16 protein-coding genes and 1 pseudogene are annotated in these 15,955 nt (G+C 29.0%); 8 read left to right on the top strand and 9 right to left on the bottom strand.

From position 1 onward, the window contains the following. Window positions 1-17 precede the first annotated feature (17 nt). From atpH (BPP43_RS00145) to atpG, 6 genes are read left to right on the top strand one after another with little or no spacing between them, the layout of a single operon-like run. Window positions 18-554 (top strand): ATP synthase F1 subunit delta, encoded by a 537-nt coding sequence (atpH, locus tag BPP43_RS00145; RefSeq protein WP_013243522.1) that lies wholly within the window; start codon window positions 18-20, stop codon window positions 552-554. Between the two features lie 25 nt (window positions 555-579). Continuing rightward, on the top strand, window positions 580-1,206 hold the full coding sequence (gene atpH / locus BPP43_RS00140; protein ID WP_013243523.1) for an ATP synthase F1 subunit delta: 627 nt from the start codon (window positions 580-582) through the stop codon (window positions 1,204-1,206). Between the two features lie 31 nt (window positions 1,207-1,237). Beyond that, complete coding sequence (gene atpA, locus BPP43_RS00135; RefSeq protein ID WP_013243524.1) at window positions 1,238-2,737, top strand: F0F1 ATP synthase subunit alpha; 1,500 nt, start codon at window positions 1,238-1,240, stop codon at window positions 2,735-2,737. Window positions 2,738-2,739: 2 nt separating this feature from the next. Further along, entirely contained in the window at window positions 2,740-3,573 is an 834-nt protein-coding gene (locus BPP43_RS00130; RefSeq protein WP_015273809.1) for a beta-1,6-N-acetylglucosaminyltransferase, read from the top strand. Then, entirely contained in the window at window positions 3,566-4,411 is an 846-nt protein-coding gene (locus tag BPP43_RS00125) for a beta-1,6-N-acetylglucosaminyltransferase (RefSeq protein WP_015273808.1), read from the top strand. The genes BPP43_RS00130 and BPP43_RS00125 overlap by 8 nt, the downstream gene beginning before the upstream one ends. A gap of 1 nt (window position 4,412) precedes the next feature. Beyond that, entirely contained in the window at window positions 4,413-5,294 is an 882-nt protein-coding gene (gene atpG, locus BPP43_RS00120; protein WP_013243527.1) for an ATP synthase F1 subunit gamma, read from the top strand. Here atpG and BPP43_RS00115 read toward each other — a convergent pair. The 9 genes and pseudogenes from BPP43_RS00115 to BPP43_RS00075 form a co-directional block, all read right to left on the bottom strand. Further along, entirely contained in the window at window positions 5,287-6,267 is a 981-nt protein-coding gene (locus tag BPP43_RS00115; protein WP_015273807.1) for an aminotransferase class I/II-fold pyridoxal phosphate-dependent enzyme, read from the bottom strand. The genes atpG and BPP43_RS00115 overlap by 8 nt on opposite strands. A 42-nt stretch (window positions 6,268-6,309) precedes the next feature. Next, entirely contained in the window at window positions 6,310-6,924 is a 615-nt protein-coding gene (locus BPP43_RS00110; RefSeq protein ID WP_014935605.1) for an HD domain-containing protein, read from the bottom strand. A gap of 74 nt (window positions 6,925-6,998) precedes the next feature. Further along, the gene (gene floA, locus BPP43_RS00105) at window positions 6,999-8,000 is read right to left on the bottom strand and encodes a flotillin-like protein FloA (RefSeq protein ID WP_015273806.1); all 1,002 of its coding nucleotides are present in this window, start codon (window positions 7,998-8,000) and stop codon (window positions 6,999-7,001) included. 35 nt (window positions 8,001-8,035) lie between these two features. Beyond that, complete coding sequence (gene pyrH, locus BPP43_RS00100; protein WP_013243531.1) at window positions 8,036-8,740, bottom strand: UMP kinase; 705 nt, start codon at window positions 8,738-8,740, stop codon at window positions 8,036-8,038. Between the two features lie 190 nt (window positions 8,741-8,930). Next, window positions 8,931-9,212 carry a hypothetical protein gene (locus BPP43_RS00095; RefSeq protein WP_252832335.1) on the bottom strand — a complete coding sequence of 94 codons (282 nt, stop codon included), beginning with the start codon at window positions 9,210-9,212 and terminating at the stop codon, window positions 8,931-8,933. 210 nt (window positions 9,213-9,422) lie between these two features. Continuing rightward, complete coding sequence (locus tag BPP43_RS00090; protein WP_015273804.1) at window positions 9,423-9,737, bottom strand: hypothetical protein; 315 nt, start codon at window positions 9,735-9,737, stop codon at window positions 9,423-9,425. Window positions 9,738-9,740: 3 nt separating this feature from the next. Next, window positions 9,741-10,023 (bottom strand): annotated as a pseudogene (locus tag BPP43_RS00085) (hypothetical protein). A 16-nt stretch (window positions 10,024-10,039) separates the two neighbouring features. Then, window positions 10,040-12,091: a ligand-binding sensor domain-containing protein gene (locus BPP43_RS00080; RefSeq protein ID WP_015273802.1), complete on the bottom strand. Its 2,052-nt coding sequence runs from the start codon at window positions 12,089-12,091 to the stop codon at window positions 10,040-10,042. Further along, window positions 12,078-13,823, bottom strand: coding sequence for a SpoIVB peptidase S55 domain-containing protein (locus BPP43_RS00075; RefSeq protein WP_041752849.1), 1,746 nt, complete (start codon window positions 13,821-13,823; stop codon window positions 12,078-12,080). The genes BPP43_RS00080 and BPP43_RS00075 overlap by 14 nt, the downstream gene beginning before the upstream one ends. A gap of 223 nt (window positions 13,824-14,046) precedes the next feature. Between BPP43_RS00075 and BPP43_RS00070 the strand changes: the two genes are divergently transcribed. Both BPP43_RS00070 and BPP43_RS00065 read left to right on the top strand, forming a co-directional pair. Beyond that, entirely contained in the window at window positions 14,047-14,604 is a 558-nt protein-coding gene (locus tag BPP43_RS00070) for a carboxymuconolactone decarboxylase family protein (protein WP_013243538.1), read from the top strand. A gap of 328 nt (window positions 14,605-14,932) precedes the next feature. Continuing rightward, window positions 14,933-15,772, top strand: a complete 840-nt coding sequence (locus BPP43_RS00065) for a glycosyltransferase family 2 protein (protein ID WP_015273800.1) — start codon at window positions 14,933-14,935, stop codon at window positions 15,770-15,772. The last annotated feature ends 183 nt before the right edge of the window (window positions 15,773-15,955 follow it).

The following is a 15,955-nucleotide window of genomic DNA, read 5'->3' as shown; positions in this document are numbered from 1 at the left end:
TAGGGCTTTATTAAAATATGAATAGTAATGAAGAGAAATTATTAACACCGGCTGCCAGTGCTATATTTAACATAGCTAAAGAGGCTGGTTTAATAAATGAAATATATAAAGAACTTAAAGAATGCTCTAAATTATTTGAAGATGAGGAAATAAAAAAATATTTTGATGATAAAAAAATAGATAAAAGAGAAAAAACAAAACTTGTAGAAAAAAAATTAAAATCAATATTTTCTAAAGAGATTTTTTCTTTTATCAATTTACTCATAGAAAATGAGCTTATAGATGAATTAGCAAATATAGCAGATATTTATGGTAAAATGCTTGATGAATATAATAATACTGTGAGGGTAAAAATTATAGCTTCTTGCAGCATAAATGAAGATACTATAAAAAAAATAATAGATACTATAAAAACATTTTCTGATAAAAAAATAGAATATACTATAGAGGTAGATGATAGTTTAATTGGCGGTATAATAGTTAATATTGGCGACACGGTTTATGATTATAGTATAAAGAATCAGATAAATATGATGAAAAATAGATTTGTTTAATAATTATTAGTTTATAGAGGAGAATATGAATCCTATAACTGCTGAGATTTTTACAAATTTAAAAACTGAAATATTCAATGAAGTTCAGAAAGAGAAAACTGCTAGATTTAAGCGTATAGTAAAAAACGAGGCAAGTGCTAAAAACTATGCTAAGGCTATGTTTGATGCAGCTAATGAATTAAAAAAGATAGATATTATTAAAAAAGATTTTGACATTATTTATTCATCTTTATTTGAGGATAAGGATACTTTTTCTTTCTTTACTTCAAATTTTATAGATGGAAACGTAAGGGTTGATGTTATTAGGAGGGTATATGAGAATAAAATATCTCATGAGGCTCTTAATTTATTATCTATATTAGTTGAAAAGGATTTATTTAATATTTTGCCTGCTATAATAGTAGAATATGAAAACTTATGTAATGAGTTTTATGATATACTTTCTGTAAGAATTACCATTGCCAAAGAATTGGAAGGCATTGAAGAATTGAAGAGAGATATTATAAAGATGGTTAATAAGAATGTTCATTTTTATATTGATATTAATGAATCTATTATAGGCGGTATTATAGTAGAGATAGAAGATATTATATATGATTATAGTATGAAGAGACTTTTAAATAATGTAAAAGATTCTCTTCTTGCAGAATAATTTTTGCGAATAATTTTTAAGGAAACGTTTTATGAATATAAAAGCTAATGAAATTGCTGCTTTACTTAAAGAGGAGATAAAAAATTACAAAGCAGATTTTGCTCCTAATGAGGTTGGTGTAGTAGTAGAAGTTGGTGATGGTATAGCAAGAATAGTTGGACTTCCGCATATTATGGCTAATGAGATGATTAAATTTGAATGCGGTGCTATAGGAATAGCTTTTAACTTGGAAGAAGAGACTATTGGTGCTATTGTTTTAGGGGACTATGTCGGCATCAAAGAAGGAAGTAAGGTTAGCAGATTAAAAAGAATATTAGAAGTTCCTGTTGGTGAAGAGCTTTTAGGAAGAGTTGTTAATCCTTTGGGAGTGCCTTTAGACGGAAAAGGTGATATTAATACAAGTAAAAGAAGAGTGATTGAATACCCTGCTCCTGGAATTGCAGATAGGCAGGCTGTAAAACAACCGCTTCAAACTGGTATAAAGGCAATAGACTCTATGACTCCTATAGGAAGAGGACAGAGACAGCTTATTATTGGAGACAGAAGCACTGGTAAAACTTCAATTGCTCTTGATACAATTATCAATCAAAAAGATACTGGTGTTATATGTGTATATGTAGCTATAGGTCAAAAGGCTTCTACTGTTGCGGGTGTTGTTGAAACTTTGAGACAGCATGGTGCTTTAGATTATACTATAGTAGTAGCTGCTACTGCTTCAGATTCTGCTCCGCTATTATATATTGCTCCTTATGCTGGTTGTGCGATGGCAGAATATTTTATGTATGAAGAGAAAAAAGACACTCTCATAATATACGATGACTTATCTAAGCAGGCTAATGCATACAGACAAATATCACTTCTTCTTAGAAGACCTCCTGGAAGGGAAGCTTTTCCTGGTGATGTATTTTATTTGCATTCAAGATTATTGGAAAGAGCTTCAAAACTTAGCGATGAATTAGGAGGAGGCTCTCTAACTGCTTTGCCTATCATTGAAACTCAAGACAATGAAGTATCTGCATATATTCCTACAAACGTAATATCAATTACAGACGGACAGATATATTTGCTTCCTAGTTTGTTTATGAGCGGTGTTCGTCCTGCTATTGATGTTGGTATATCGGTTTCTCGTGTTGGAGGTAATGCTCAAACTAAGGCTATGAAAAAAGTTGCCGGTACTTTGAGGCTTGATTTGGCATCATATAGGTCTCTTGAGGCTTTCTCTCAGCTTGGTATAGGTCTTGACAAGGCTACTTTGGCTCAATTAGACAGAGGTGCTAAAATGGTTGAGCTTCTTAAACAAAAACAATATAGCCCAATACCTATGGAAGAGCAAGTTGTTATATTATTTGCTGCTACAAAGGGATTTTTGGATAATATTGAATTAGAAAGAGTGCCTGAATTTGAATGGAGACTGCTTCAATATATGAAGGCTGATAAACAGTATATATTGGATAATATAAAAGAGAAAAAAGATATTGAAAATATTGATGAACTTAGCAGCGTAATAGAAGAGTTTAAGGCTAAATTCTAATAATGAATAAAAATTGTATTTTAATCTTAGCACATAAGAATCATAATCAGATAATGAGATTAATTAATCATCTTAAAACTGATTTTGATTTGTATGTGCATATAGATAAAAGAAATAAATTAAACATAAAAAGCTTTGATAATGTAAATGTTTATAAAAAATTTAAAACTTATCATGGCGGTGTAAGTTTAGTTATAGCTACCCTATTTTTAATAGAAGAAGCTTATAAAAACAACTATGATAGATATATATTTATTAGCGGTCAAGATGTGCCTCTAAAAACAAATAAAGAGATTATTAACTTCTTTGATACAAACAAAAATAAAGAATATATTTCATACGAAAGCATTAATAATAGTGAAGCTATGTATAAAGAAATGTCTTTTAGATTAAATTCCTATAATTTTGGAAAACTATATAGACTAATTTTCCATAGAAATATAAGAGAATTATTATCTAATTTTCCTCTTATAAAACGCGCTACTCCAAAAAATATTTATTATGGCTCTCAGTGGTGGAACTTAACTAATAATGCTATTAAATATATATTAGATTATACAAAACAAAATCCTAATTTTCTTAAGAGATTTAATTATACTTGGGGAAGTGATGAGTTTTATTTTCAGTCTATACTTCTTAATAGCGAGTTTAAGAATAATTGTATAAATGATAATTTAAGATATCTTATATGGAATGGCGGAACTCCGTTTAATTTACAAATGAAAGATTATGAGAATATAAAAAACAATATTAACAACAATATATTTGCACGTAAATTTGATGAAGATATTGATAACACTATAATAGATAAATTGTATGAGGATTTAAATGAGTAGGATTTGTTTTATTATTATAGCACATAAAAATTATAATCAGACTATGAGATTAATTAATCATCTTAAAACCGATTTTGATTTGTATGTGCATATAGATAAAAAAAGCAAATTAAACATAAAAAGTTTTGATAATGTTTATATATACAAAAAATATAGTGTTTATTATGGAGGATTTAGTCAGATAACTACTACTTTATATTTAATGAAAGAGGCTTTTAAGAATAATTATGACAGATATATTTTTATAAGTGCTCAGGATATACCTTTAAAAACTAATAAAGAAATAAATGAGTTTTTTAAAAATAAAATAAATAAAGAGTTTATCTCATATCAAGATGTTGAAGCTGATGAAAACATGTATAAAGAGATGTGCTATAGATTTAACACTTATAATCTCGGACCTTTGTATAGAAAATGTTTACATGCTAAGGTAAGAGCTTTTATATCAAATATACCTTTTTTAAAAAGAGAGATGCCTAAAAATATTTATTATGGTTCATCTTGGTGGAACTTAACTAATAATGCTATTAAATATATATTAGAGTATATAGAAAAAAATCCTAATTTTCTTAAGAGATTTAATTATACTTGGTGCGGTGATGAGATGTTTTTTCAATCTATATTATTAAACAGCGAGTTTAAGAATGATTGTATAAATGATAATTTAAGATATATTGATTGGAGTGAGAAAAAGGGCTCTTCTCCAAAGACTTTTAATATTAATGATTATAATATTATAAAAGAAAATATTAACAATAATTTATTTGCACGTAAATTTGATGAAAATTTTGATAATGATATAATAAATAAGCTATATAAAGATTTAGAGGTGAAATAATATGGCAGAGAAACTTAATGTATTAAAAGCAAGAATTAAAGCTGTAACAAGCACACATAAAATTACTAAAACTATGGATATGATAGCTCGTTCAAAAACTGCTAAAATACTTACAATAGAACAAGGCATGAGACCTTATACACAAAAGCTAAACAGAATAGTAGAAGAGCTTTCACATTCAGATATGGACCATTTGCATCCGCTTCTCTCTCCTAAAAAGACAATAAAAAATATTATCTTATTTGTAATAACATCAAGCAGAGGATTATGCGGTTCTTATAATACAAAAATATTAGATGAAGCAATGGAGAGAATTAGACACCATTACAGACATGGAAGAACTGTTGAGCTTCACGTATTGGGTAAAAAAGGCGAAGTATACTTTGAAAAACAAAACATACCAATATCCCGTAAATATCCGCGTATAGATGAAGAATCTACTTTTGATGATTGTGCTACTGTTGTACAGCGTTTCATGCATGATTATGTTGTGGACAATGCTTCAAGGGTGGAAGTTATATATACAAGATATTATACAAGAGTGGTGCATATACCTAAAATTAAAAGTTTAATTCCTATGATTCCAGATGAAGAAGATATTGAGGGAAGAAAAGTAAAAAAACAGATTGATTATTTGATAGAGCCTAATATTGATGATGTATTAAAAGAAGTTGTTCCATTAGCTATAAAAACTTATTTTTACTTTATGATTACTAGTTCTTTTTTATCAGAGAATGCTGAGAGAGCTATTGCTATGAGAAATGCTACTGATAATGCAGAAAGGCTAATAGAAGACTTGAAAAATAAAGCTAACAGAGCTAGACAAGAACATATTACTAATGAACTTCTTGATATTATAGGCGGTTCTGAGGCTATTAATTAATTATATCGCATAAAGTTTTTAGAAATATATTGTTTGTTTTGCTGTCTGATATTGTAACTCTTAAGAAATCTTTTAAGACATTACTATCTTCATAGCTTTTTACAAATATATGATTCTTTTTAAGTTCATCATATATATACTTAGAGCTTTTATTTGGGTGCTTTATAAGAAGGAAATTTGCTTTAGAAGGAAGTACTAAAAAACCTTCTTTGCTTAATAAACTCTCCATTTTATCTCTTTCTAATATTATTGAGCTTATATTTTTTATAGAAGTCTCTTTATCATTAATTGAAGATATTGCTATTTTTTCTGATAATTTATTTATGCCGTATTTTTGTCTTATATGAGAAAACTTTTCTATATTAGTTTTATTTGATATTAAAAAGTTTATATTAAGTGCTGAAAGTGAATGAGAGTGAGCTATCGATGATATTATTACTAAATTGTCGTATTTATCTATTAATCTTAAAGCACTATTCCAAGCAAAACTTATATAGGACTCATCTATTATATATATATTATTATTGTTTATATATTTTTCTATATTTTCTACAAAAAGCCCTGTTTCTGCATTTGGGTTGCTTGTTATTATAATGCTTTTATCTATATTATTAAAACTCTCTAAATCTATATTATAATCTTCTTTTATTTTAATAGTATCATAACTAATTTTTGAATATTCTAAAATCTTTTTATACAAATCCCTATAAGGCTCTTGTAATAATATTTTTTTATTTTCAAATGAATTTAATATACAGTAAAAAGCCTCATACATACCATTAACAGATATAATATTATCCTTATCAATATTAAGATTATTCGCCATAGCTAAATCCAATTCTTTGGCACTATAATCTGGAAAAAGCCTAAAAGATTCTATATCAAAACTTTCAAGCTCTTTTATAATATTTTTTGAAGGTTTATATGGGTTTTCATTTTTATCTAAATAAATTTCTTTTCTTTCTTTTTTCATGATAATTATTATATATTAAAAGAAATATAAAAACAAATTAGTTTAATAAATATTAATATTTGGAAGTAAATTATATATTGAAGTAGAAATAGTATCTTCAAAATATTTTTTTATTTCAAATACTTTTTTCCATCTTAATGCACTTTGCGGAAATGTACCATATCTCAAAGCAACATCAATAAATCTCTTTTCTAATAAACAAAAACCATCAGGCAAAGCAAGACTATCGCATAATTGAATAAGTAAATCATAATCATCATATTGAACATTTTCTAAAAACTCTTTAATAAAATTATAGTCTTCATCACTCATATCAAAAGCACCTATTGCACTATTAATATCTTTTATCATAAAAGCATGACTTATACATATCTGAGCCATCTTCTCCCAGCCATAATTAATGCAATATTTATATCCATCAATTAAATGCCTCTCAGCACTTATGCCTGTATATCTGCCTATATCATGCAGCAAACCAAATATATACGCATTATCTTCATTGAGTTTTTTATCAGAAGGACTTTTTTTATTATATTCACTTGATATAATCCTAGCAGCCTTTGCTACATATCTTGAATGATTAGCCCAAGGAGTTGGATTTAATTTGTAAGCCTTATTTAATTCATACTCGGCTCTGTCTAAATCTAATATTTCCATAAATGTTTTTATTAATTTAATAAATAAAAAAGCGAGCTAAAAATTAATAGCCCGCTTATTTTATAAAAAATAAATTATTTTGAATTTTTGCTTGTTGTATCCATTCCAGATATACTGTAACGCATTTCAGTATCAGCCATTACATTTTTCATGTTGTAATAATCCAATACTCCAATATTTCCTTTTTTCAAAGCCTCAGCAATAGCAAGCGGCAACTGACTTTCTGCCTCAACAACTTTAGCCTTCATCTCTTCAACTTGAGCTTTCATCTCCTGTTCACGAGCAATAGCCATAACGCGTCTCTCTTCAGCTTTAGCCTGAGCAATTTTCTTATCAGCCTCAGCTTGGTCAATTTGTAAAACAGCACCAATATTGCTTCCAACATCAACATCAGCAATATCTATAGAAAGTATCTCAAAAGCAGTACCAGAATCAAGCCCCTTAGCAGAAACGACCTGTGATATTCTATCAGGATTTTCTAATACCTCTTTATGTGTAGCAGCACTACCAATAGTAGTAACAATACCCTCACCTACTCTAGCAATAATAGTCTCTTCTCCAGCACCGCCAACAAGTCTGTTAATGTTTGTTCTAACAGTAACTCTAGCAGTAGCTTTTACCTGTATACCGTCTTTAGCAACAGCAGCAATTAATGGAGTAGCTATAACTCTAGGAGAAACTGATGTTCTTATAGCATCAACTAAATCTCTTCCAGCTAAGTCTATAGCAGCAGCTCTCTCAAAGCTTAAATCTAATGAAGCTTTATCAGCAGCAATCAAAGCATCAGCAACAGCAGTAGGGTTACCGCCAGCTAAATAATGTGCCTCAAGTTCATTACTGTTTATTTTTAATCCAGCTTTCCATAGCTTAATTTGATTCAATACTATTAAAGAAGGATTAACTCTCCTCAAACGCATAGTAAGTAAAGTAATGATACTAATTCTTACCCCAGAAAATAAAGCAGTAATCCATAAACCTAATGGGAAAAATCTAAAGAAAATAATTAAAAATATTACTATAATTATTATTCCAACAAACATAGGTGCCACTCCAGCCCCCCAAAATAAATCAAACATCATAATCTCCTTAATTTTATTTTGAATTTTATTTTTTAATTATGAACATAAGTTCCTATATTTTCGCCTTTAATAGCCTTTGTAATATTGCCCATTTTATTCATGTTAAATACTCTAATAGGCATATTATTATCATTAGCCATAGCAAAAGCAGTCATATCCATAACGCGTAAGTTTTGATTAATAGCCTCTTTAAAAGTAATATCATTATACATAACAGCATCTTCATTAGTTTTAGGGTCTTTATTGTAAACCCCATCAACATTAGTGCCTTTTAACACTATAGAAGCACCAATCTCTAAAGCTCTCAATATAGAAGTACTGTCTGTAGTAAAGTAAGGGTTAGATGTACCTCCTGCTATTATAAGCACATTACCTCTTTCTAATATACGAATAGCCTTATCTCTTTCAAAGCCCTCAATCATGCCTTCAATATTGAAAGCAGAAAGTATCTGTGTAGGAGTGCCGGCAGCCATAAATCTGTCTTTTAAAGCAATAGCATTCATTATAGTAGCAAGCATACCCATAGAGTCTGCTGTAGCTCTTACCATACCTGTCTTACTAGAAAGCTGCATTCCTCTAAATATGTTGCCTCCTCCCACAACAACAGCTATTTGAGTATTATTTCCAGCCTCTTTCATCTCCATAGCTATTCTGTCTACAACATTATTATCTATACCATAGTCCTTTTCGCCAAGCAAAGCTTCACCTGATATTTTAAGAAGCACAGTTTGTTTCATAAAACAATTTTCCTTTTTTTGTAATTAAATTTATATGATTATACTTTTATTTTTTTTCTATTATCAAGACAAAAAAGTTATTATAATTTGTTTAGGAGTATATATTTTAATATTTATTTGAAATTATTTAAAATATAAAAAGTGCCTGAAATATGATATCAGACACTTTTTTAAATAAACTAATTAACTATTATTTTTTCACAATTGAAATAGTACTGCCTTCTTGTCCTGATGCTGTTACAGTACCAGTTGTATCACTAGTAAAAACAAAAACAACTTCTTGGCTTTGACCATTTGCTGAAAAAGTAGCTTTAAATGTAGTATCATTTTCTTTTACAACATCAGTTCCGTTTACAGTTGCTACCACTGTTGTTCCATTTAAAGTATCAATACTTCCATCTTGTTTTATTTCAAATACAGGAGTATCCACGTTTACTTCATACCATTTTCCTACATATTGAGAATCTTTCAAAGGTGCTACTGGATCTGTAGTTTTGTTGTTACAAGACATTGCAAAAAAGATTAATAATAATGAAAAGATAGTTAATAATTTTTTGTTCATAATATAATTCTCCTTATAACAAATATTAATAATATTTGAAAATTTTGCCGTATTATAACATATTACTATTAAAAATTAAAGCAAAAAATATGAAAAAATTATATTTAAAAAATGTTTATTCTATAATTCAGGAGCATGGTCGCCCTTGTATTCTCCGTCTGGGTGTTTGATGCATTTTAATGAAGTGAGAAGCCTTATCGTTTTATACTGATAGCCGCAATATTTACAAGTGTACATCTCTTTTTCTGTGCCTTCATAAAGTTTATGTCTATTTAAATAAGGTCCTTCCAAAGCTTTTTCACATCTTTGTGATAATAGTTCGTTTAAATTTTTAAAAGTTAAACCGCATCTTTCACAGTAGAGAGTCTCTTTATTTCTAGACATAGATAAAATAAAAAAAATAGATAATATAAATAATAATAATTTTACTCTCATAAATTATTCTGATAAAATATCTTTATATTTAGAATCCTTAAACTCAATACAAGGCTTTGAACTTAGCATATGTATAGCAGTTATAAGTGAATAGCTAATCCAAGCTTTTTTTTCTATCTGGCTTAGAGGAAGAGGATTCATTTTTTTTAAGAAGCTCATTTAATGACTTTGCTATATCATCAATATGCTCTTCAAAAAACTCCTCGCACTCATCACAAGTGTCCATTGTAGCCTGTCCTGCAACATCATCTATTTTCTTGCCGCACCATACACAATTAACTGCCATTATACACACACTCCTATTATATTAAGAAAGAATAATATTTAACATTACCCTCAACGTCCATAGCCTCTATAGTAATAGATGATATATTTTCATCTTCTATAGTAATAGTAAAACTCTCATTCATAGAATCTAATATTCTATCATCTGGAACTATATATAACCATTCATTGTTAATAGTAGAATATCTTACTGTTTTTAAGAATGATAATTTGTCAGATAATTTAAACGTAATTTTTCTTATCTTTCCTTCAGAAACAGATTTAAAATCAAGCAACTCAGGAGCTTCATTATCATATTTTATATTAAATACCTCAAGAGATTTTGTTTTAATATCTCCAACAGGATTATCATACTTATCGCTTGCAGTTATTCTAAAGTCATAAATACCAGAAGGAAGCAAATAAGACTTAAACTTATAATATTGATTTTCTATATTGTCAGCAATAAGCTTATAATTTTTCTCGCCTTTTAATCTATATTCTAAAGTATATGTTAGTTTATCTCCGTTAGGGTCAGTTCCCTTCCAATATACCATAGCCTCATTCTCTTCTAATTGAGGAGTTTTATTTTCAGCAGAATCATTTTGCTGTCTGTAATATGTAGCCAAACCTCCATTAATAACATCAGGAGCTAAATTATTTTCTACATAAGTAAAATCCATAGAACTTAATACAGGGCTTATCTCTGGATTTGTAGTTTTCATTGTAACTTTGTATTGCAAAAATCTTCCGTCAGGAGCTTCTATTTTACCATTATTGTTTATAGGCTTAAACTCGCTCCATGTCTCATCAACTCTAGCAACATTTCCGCTTCTCATCTCTATAGTAATGCTAGAACCATCTGGTGTAGTAGTTACAGCATTTAAACTTCCAAATTTGCTAAGCACTCTCAAATCTAAAGTATCGCTTGTAAAAGTGCCTTCTGTTGGATATTCATTGTCCATTTTATATATTTCACCAGTTTTTGATATTGCAAAATAAAGTCCATTATCTGTAGCAGCAAAAGTGGATAATATCTTGTTTCTTAAGCCGCCTATATATGATAATAAACCGTCATTTCCATTTATTCTATAAACATCAGCAGAATCGCCTGTAATGAAATATATATTATTGTTGTTATCGCTGCTTAAAGCAAATACTAATGTTTGATTTAAGAAGAAAAGTCTCTGAACTGTACCGTTTGTATCTGCCTTATATAGAGAGTTTCTAAACTCTTTATCGCTGTCTTCTACTGTTTTACCGCTATCTATTATGGAAGGAAGTATTAAATATGAAGGCTCTCTTGTAGCTGTACCAAAATATAAATTGCCTATATTATCCATAGTGATAGCATATACTTCGTTTTGTGCTGTATCATAAAGCACATTATATGAAGGGTTTTCAACATTTGTAGATAAATCAATATATAATACTAAGCCTCTTCCAGCAGTGCCTACATATAATTTGTTTTGCTTTTTATCATAATATAATGACATAGCATGCTGTTCTTCTGTTTTTAATATTTCAGTAATCTTTCCGTCGGCAACAGATACTTTTAATACTCTTGCATTGTTTCCGCCTGCAGCTAAATATAAATTACCATTAGCATCAAACTTCATGTCCCATATATAAGTATCATCAACATCTTTAGACCAAATCTCTTTTCCGTTACTGTCATATTTCATAATTTTAGCATAAGGTCCAACTGCCGCATAAACATTGCCGGCATCATCTGTAATTACAGCAGTAAAAGCATTGTCATTATCAGATTTTACAAAAAGGCTGAAATTAGTTTCATTAGCACTTTTTTTATATAACTCAGCTCCATTTCCGCTTATAGCAGCATACATACTTCCGTCTTTAGCAGGATAGATTTTCCATATATATTTGCCGTCTATAGAACTTTCTTTCTCTATTAGAGGAGCTAAACTCAAAGAACCTTGCTCTGTAAGCATTATTCCATTGTAAAGTCCATTATCATAAAAACCTTTTTTTGTGCTTGCATAACTTCTTGTTACAACAGCAAAAACATTCGAAGATGATAATATTAGTATAGTTTGCAGTATAAAAATTATCTTAGCGATTTTCATATTTTTTAGCCCCTTCAATTATTATATCTATTTTCATTAAACCAAGTATAGAATATGGCATATTATAATTTCCATTTATATCAGTAATAACAGCCGCCTTGTCTGATGTAGCATCTTTTGCCATTACACCATATTTAGACATAGGAAGCGTTGGGTAAGAATACTCCCCTATCTGAACTCCTCTCGATGATGAATACAGCCAAACCTTTAATGCCTTATCATCATAAGACTTGTTATAATATTTCATTACATCATCTAAACTTCTAATTTTATATTTACTCGGCATAAACAATTTTTGTGCATAAGCATATATATATTCATTGGCAGCATATATAGAATAAACATCAGTATTAAGATTAACAGGCAATTTTACAGGTATATCTACATAAGTTTTTTCTTTGCCGTAAGGAGTAACACCAACTCTTAAATGTATAGTCTCTCCTGCAACAGCTCTAGGCTCTAATAATGTAATATCATTAATAAAACCATATTCCAAATTGCTTCTTTTTACAGATAATTTAATAGATTTTATAGCTACCCTATTAAAGTTATTGTATATAAAGAAATCTATAGGAGCTACAAGCTGATTAATAGCCTCTCTAAAAGCATCTTTTGAAGAATAAGAAAGTATTCTCTCTTCTATTTTATAAGGCTCATCAAAATAATCAGTTTCAATCTCATAGCTTATGCTAAACACCCCTTCCTCTTCGCTTCCTGCAGTAGAACTAATAGCCTCATATATAGCCATAGAAAGAAGCTGTGAAAAATATGTAGGGTCATTTAATACTCTTAAATTAAAATCTCTATTTAAAAAGTTCTGGTCTTCAACTTTAAGACTAACAGGTATCATAGTATCTTCAGGTACTTCACCATATACACCAGACACCCCAAAAGTACCGTCATAAACAGTATAACCTAAATAATTAGAATAAGCAGCACCAATCTTAAAAGAAGAAGCAACAGATGCCACTATATGATTAATATAAGCCCTTGAAACAGGAGCTCTCAAATGCCCTTTGCCCCACATAGAGTGACCAAAAAGCAAAAACTTCTCATCATCAGTATGAGAAACAGTACCAACTCCCGCTATAGATAAATCTCCATCAACCAAAACTATAGCAACAGAATCTCCAAATAAAAACTTACTGCTTTGATTAGTGTCTGATACAGTTCCGCCAGCTTGCATAGGGTAAAAGCCCATCTCTTTAAACTTTGAAGAATATTCATTAAAAGAATTAGCATTAAATCCAGAAAACATTAAAGGAGTCTGTAAAGCATTTCCTCCCTTTGATCCTGTAGGTCTTACATTAGTGTCATTATATAATTTATACATCTCTTCTATAGGAGTAACACCAGCAATAGGGTCTTTAGAATAATTCCAGCCAAAAGCTAAAGCACCTGCTATTTTACCGTCAAAATATATAGGAGAGCCGCTCATTCCCGCAACAGTGCCAGAATGCTCTAAATTAAGCCCCTCTAGCTGTATAAGTATAGCGTCGCTTCCATTCCACATCTTTCTTAATACAGATATTACTTTTACTTTAAATGGCTCTACATTTGTACCATGTATTACAGTGTAGCCTACTCCTTCCATACCCTCTTTTATTTCACTCATAGGTATTACCTCTGGATTATCTGGAGGCATTGGAGGAAGCTTTTCTTCTTCTTGTGCGAATAATAAATTAAATGATAATACAAAAATTATAAATGCTATTTTTCTCATAATGTCCATATCTAATAATTTGAATTTTATAAATAATAATAACCTATATTTTACATAATAATAAAAAATTATATAATAGTTTTTTATTTTATACAAACACTTTTAAACAATAATAAAACTGCTTGACTTAGTTATAAATGTTGTTTATCATTGCATCATTAAAAAATTATATTAAATTATTTTCTTATAATATAATATTTTTTTATAAAGCTTTTATATTAGGAGTAAAATTATGGCAAGAGTGAAGTTTATGCAATATGAAGAAGCTCAAGGCAAAGTAAAAGAGGCTTTTGATTATCAATTAAAAAAAAGCGGTAATGTTACAAACATGAAAAAAGCACTTTTAAATGATTATGCAACATATGAAGCATTTATGGGTTGGTATGTATCTTTTGAAAGATTGGTAGAAGTTGTAGGAAAAAGAGCTGCTATGATACTAGCACATAGTGTTTCTACTACAAATGGCTGTATGCTTTGTTCTTTATTTTTTATAAGAGATTTGAAAGCTATAGGCGATGACCCTAAAAATCTTAAATTAGATGAAAAAGAAAAATTATTATCAGAATTAGGCAAACAAATGGTAAAAGACCCTAATGGTGTAACTGATGAACTTATGAATAACTTAAAAAAATATTTTAATGATTCTGAAATAGTTACTATAGTAGGTTTTGCAGCTCAAATGATGGCTACTAACAATTTTAATGCTGTACTTCAAATAGATTTAGATGAATCATTGGTAGGTATTGCTAATGAATTTGAAAAAGAAACTTGGAGAGCTAAGAATAATTAATTTTATTTTTTGAAATTAAATAACAAGAGCTTTTATTAATAACTCTTGTTATTTTTTTGTATCATTTTAAGTTTATGTTTTTTTGTTGTTCTTTTTCCCGCAGCTCGCACCCACAGGCACTTCCTTCGGTCGCGGTGCGGACTTCGTCAAAAGAACCAAAAAGTGCAAGTTAAAAACAATATCAAAATAATTATACTTTATATGGAAGATAAATTATTAGATTTGAATATAGCTTTACATACAGTTATAGTAAAACTCTAGATTTATTTTTTATAAAATATAGTTATTTATATATATAACTTTTTAAAAAATACTTTTGGAAATACTAATGGTAAGCATAATCATCACAACAAGAAACTCTGAAAGCTTTATTGCTGATTGCATAAATGCTGTAAAAAACTCTAATTATAAAGATACAGAAATAATATTAGTAGACAACAACTCAACTGACAGAACCGTAGAAATAGCAAAAGAATTAGGAGCTAAAACTTTTATTAAAGGCCCTGAACGCTCTGCTCAAAGAAACTATGGAGCTGAAATGTCAAGCGGTGAAATAATAGGATTTTTAGATGTTGATATGACTCTCTCAGAAAATGTTATAACAGAATGCTTGGAAGTTTTTAATAGCAATAAAAATATTCAAGCATTATATATACCAGAGAAAATATTTGGAAATAGTTTTTTTAATAGAGTGAGAAGTTTTGAACGCTCTTTTTATGATGCCACTGTAATAGATGCTGTTCGTTTTTTTAGAAAAGAAGCATTCATAAAAATAGGAGGTTTCGATTCAAATTTAAACGGCACAGAAGATTGGGATATTGACAGACGCATAAAACAAATAGGAGATGTTGATATAATAAAATCTCCTCTATATCATCATGAAAATCATACACTCAAACAATATATAGTAAAAAAAAGCTACTACGCTTCAAACTTTAATAATTACTTTGATAAATGGGGATATGATGAAACTACCAAAAAACAATTTGGATTATTTTATCGCTATTTTGGTGTATATATAGAAAAAGGCAAATGGAAAAAATTACTACTTCACCCTATTTATACAACATCTATGTATTTTTTGAGATTTCTAATTGGAATAGTTTATATATTATCAAAATTTAATATTTCAAAAAAAGAAAATGTTTATAAAAATAAAAATCAATAGTATTAATATTTTTGGCTATTTTACCTAAACTAAATTATTGGGTTATATAAGTATAACTAAAAGATAAGTAATTATTCATTATTATCAGACTCCTAACACTATTATGAAGGGCTTATGATGTTTTCATAAGCCCCATTTTTTTTTATGTTATTTTTCCATAATATTTTACTATTTTTATTATAA

It is taken from the genome of Brachyspira pilosicoli P43/6/78 (assembly GCF_000325665.1).
In the GTDB taxonomy this organism is placed as follows: Bacteria; Spirochaetota; Brachyspiria; order Brachyspirales; family Brachyspiraceae; genus Brachyspira; species Brachyspira pilosicoli.
This window is presented reverse-complemented; position numbering and strand designations above follow the sequence as displayed.

What these genes read in the sequence shown, in the direction of transcription:
- atpH (WP_013243522.1), top strand. Translation starts at nt 18, where the DNA reads ATGAATAGTAATGAAGAGAAATTATTAACACCGGCTGCCAGTGCTATA.
- atpH (WP_013243523.1), top strand. Translation starts at nt 580, where the DNA reads ATGAATCCTATAACTGCTGAGATTTTTACAAATTTAAAAACTGAAATA.
- atpA (WP_013243524.1), top strand. Translation starts at nt 1,238, where the DNA reads ATGAATATAAAAGCTAATGAAATTGCTGCTTTACTTAAAGAGGAGATA.
- BPP43_RS00130 (WP_015273809.1), top strand. Translation starts at nt 2,740, where the DNA reads ATGAATAAAAATTGTATTTTAATCTTAGCACATAAGAATCATAATCAG.
- BPP43_RS00125 (WP_015273808.1), top strand. Translation starts at nt 3,566, where the DNA reads ATGAGTAGGATTTGTTTTATTATTATAGCACATAAAAATTATAATCAG.
- atpG (WP_013243527.1), top strand. Translation starts at nt 4,413, where the DNA reads ATGGCAGAGAAACTTAATGTATTAAAAGCAAGAATTAAAGCTGTAACA.
- BPP43_RS00115 (WP_015273807.1), bottom strand. Translation starts at nt 6,267, where the DNA reads ATGAAAAAAGAAAGAAAAGAAATTTATTTAGATAAAAATGAAAACCCA.
- BPP43_RS00110 (WP_014935605.1), bottom strand. Translation starts at nt 6,924, where the DNA reads ATGGAAATATTAGATTTAGACAGAGCCGAGTATGAATTAAATAAGGCT.
- floA (WP_015273806.1), bottom strand. Translation starts at nt 8,000, where the DNA reads ATGTTTGATTTATTTTGGGGGGCTGGAGTGGCACCTATGTTTGTTGGA.
- pyrH (WP_013243531.1), bottom strand. Translation starts at nt 8,740, where the DNA reads ATGAAACAAACTGTGCTTCTTAAAATATCAGGTGAAGCTTTGCTTGGC.
- BPP43_RS00090 (WP_015273804.1), bottom strand. Translation starts at nt 9,737, where the DNA reads ATGAGAGTAAAATTATTATTATTTATATTATCTATTTTTTTTATTTTA.
- BPP43_RS00080 (WP_015273802.1), bottom strand. Translation starts at nt 12,091, where the DNA reads ATGAAAATCGCTAAGATAATTTTTATACTGCAAACTATACTAATATTA.
- BPP43_RS00075 (WP_041752849.1), bottom strand. Translation starts at nt 13,823, where the DNA reads ATGGACATTATGAGAAAAATAGCATTTATAATTTTTGTATTATCATTT.
- BPP43_RS00070 (WP_013243538.1), top strand. Translation starts at nt 14,047, where the DNA reads ATGGCAAGAGTGAAGTTTATGCAATATGAAGAAGCTCAAGGCAAAGTA.
- BPP43_RS00065 (WP_015273800.1), top strand. Translation starts at nt 14,933, where the DNA reads ATGGTAAGCATAATCATCACAACAAGAAACTCTGAAAGCTTTATTGCT.